This window comes from Polaromonas sp. P1_E1_2 (assembly GCF_056406035.1).
In genome coordinates this window covers 1-2,151 of the sequence record NZ_JBFUAZ010000680.1, presented here as the reverse complement: position 1 = coordinate 2,151, position 2,151 = coordinate 1, and the positions used below count along the sequence as shown (strand labels likewise).

3 protein-coding genes are annotated in these 2,151 nt (G+C 61.7%); 1 reads left to right on the top strand and 2 read right to left on the bottom strand.

From position 1 onward, the window contains the following. Positions 1-41 precede the first annotated feature (41 nt). Complete coding sequence (locus tag AC1D1P_RS21645) at positions 42-491, bottom strand: hypothetical protein (protein WP_477674391.1); 450 nt, start codon at positions 489-491, stop codon at positions 42-44. Positions 492-570: 79 nt separating this feature from the next. Next, on the bottom strand, positions 571-1,299 hold the full coding sequence (locus tag AC1D1P_RS21640; RefSeq protein ID WP_477674390.1) for a TerC family protein: 729 nt from the start codon (positions 1,297-1,299) through the stop codon (positions 571-573). Between the two features lie 512 nt (positions 1,300-1,811). Here AC1D1P_RS21640 and AC1D1P_RS21635 point away from each other — a divergent pair. Continuing rightward, positions 1,812-2,151: DUF3717 domain-containing protein (locus AC1D1P_RS21635; protein WP_477674389.1), on the top strand; the 340-nt coding region annotated here is incomplete at its 3' end.

The following is a 2,151-nucleotide window of genomic DNA, read 5'->3' as shown; positions in this document are numbered from 1 at the left end:
GGGAGGCACCATCCCGGGATTCCAGCACGAGGTGAAAGCCGTCAGTCGCTTGCGACCAGCAGCCCGGCACCTGCCAGTGCCGTGGCATAACCCAGGATGCCGTGGCTTTCCTGGGCCTGCGTTGCCGTGACCGGTTGCATGTCCTGGCCGAATTTCGGGCGCCGGGCATCCAGCACGCGTGCGACGCMATACTGCTTGATGAGGCCCTCGGTCTGGGTGACCAAGGTGGCCTGCGCCAGCTGGGTCAACACGGTGTTGCCCTCTTTCTGAAGAAGGGGCGTCAGCTGCGCGAATACCTTCTCGGCCCATTTGCCGCGCCAGCTTTCGCGCGCACTGTGTGTCACCCATTTGCTGACGCGGTGCGTCACGCGGGGTGCGCAGCCGACCACGATCCAGCGAGTAGGGCTGTCGGCCTCGCCGGCAGGCAGCATGGGTTGCAGCATCTGCAGGGCATATGCGGCATCGTCAATGTACACAATGATGTTGTCCATAAAGTTCTCCTTGAGTTGTCGTCGTTTTAGAAGCTTGCTGGCTGAAAGAGGGGCATACGCCCCCCACGGGTTGCTGGTTTCAATGTGGGATCAGGTCGGCATCCTGCGCGGAGCGTGAGCGTCGTGTGGTCCACCACCCAGCGCCCAGAACGCCTGCCACTGCAAGGGCGTAGGTTGCCCACTGCGCGGCAAGGTGCAGGGTTTCAGCCGAAGGCATGGTGCCCGGGCCGCCGTAGATCGGGTCGAGCAGCTGCTCGCTCACAATCATCTTCGCGGCGGTAAAGGCCAGAACAGCAGCGCCGACATTGATGATGATGGGGAAACGTTCCACCAGCTTGAGCACCATGGTGCTGCCAAACACCACGATCGGGATGCTGACCAGCAGGCCGATGACCACGAGGTCAAACGAGCCGTGCGCGGCGCCGGCCACACCCAGCACGTTGTCGATGCCCATCAGGGCGTCGGCCACCACGATGGTTTTCATGGCGCCCCAAAAGGTGTGGGCAACCGGGCCGTCGTGCTCCTTGTCACCCTGGTCGGCCAGCAGCTTGTAGGCAATCCACAGCAGCCCCAGGCCGCCCACCAGCATCAGGCCGGGAATTTTCAGCAGCCACACCACGCCAACCGTCATGGCAGAGCGGACCACAATGGCGCCGACCGTACCCCAGACGATGGCTTTTTTCTGCAGGTGGGACGGCAGGTTGCGCGCGGCCAGTGCAATCACGATGGCGTTGTCGCCGGCGAGCACCAGGTCGATGAGGATGATCGCCAGCAGGGCGGACCACCAGGGGGCAGTAAATAGTTCCACGTCACACTCCATGTCAAGTTTCGACTTGGAAATCCGCGTGACGGCGCACGACGGATTTCCGGCTTCGTGAAACCGGAACGGGTGTGATGGGTGGCTGGAGTCGGCGCCGTGGACGCCGCAGATACCTCGATCAAACCTGTTCAGGTTTCAATCGAAGGTCTGGCTCGACATGCAGTGTCGCTGCATGCCCAACAAGCCGGAAGTGTCAACTTCGTAATGACGACTTGTTGTTAGCGATTTTGCTGTGGTGTCTGTTTTCGTATATTGCAGCAAAACGAGGGAGTTACTCCCCTTCGTCTGGGTATTTGACAATAAAAAAAGATTTTTTGCAACCCGGCCTTGCCGCGCAGCGGCGCGATGCGGGGACATTGCCCCATTTCCCCCATAGACGGCTGGCCCGCCCATCTGGCTGATAATGAACGGCCCGGCGCTGCCACTTCGCTTCCTCGCCTTTCTTCGCCTCCTTGCGCTCGCTTCATCCGCTCAGCGGCAGCCCTTAGACCCACCGTTCCATGCCCGGCATCCACATCACCGATATTGAAGCCGCCATCAATTACTGGCGCGACAAAAAACCTTCGCCTGACGGCGTGACGCTGGCGCCCGAGTTGCGTGCGCTCGCCGAGGTCTACGCGCTCCTGGTTTTCTACCACGAGGACGAGGCCGACGAAAAAAGCTTTCCGCCCAAGGCGCTGGCGGCGTGGCGGACCTGGTACGACACGACCGCCGATACGCCCTGCATTGCCATTTGCTCAACCAGCCAGGGGGACGCCTTGTGCAAGGGCTGCGGCCGCACGTTTGACGAAGTGCAGCACTGGCCCGAGATGACGCCCGCCGAGAAGCGTGGTACCTGGC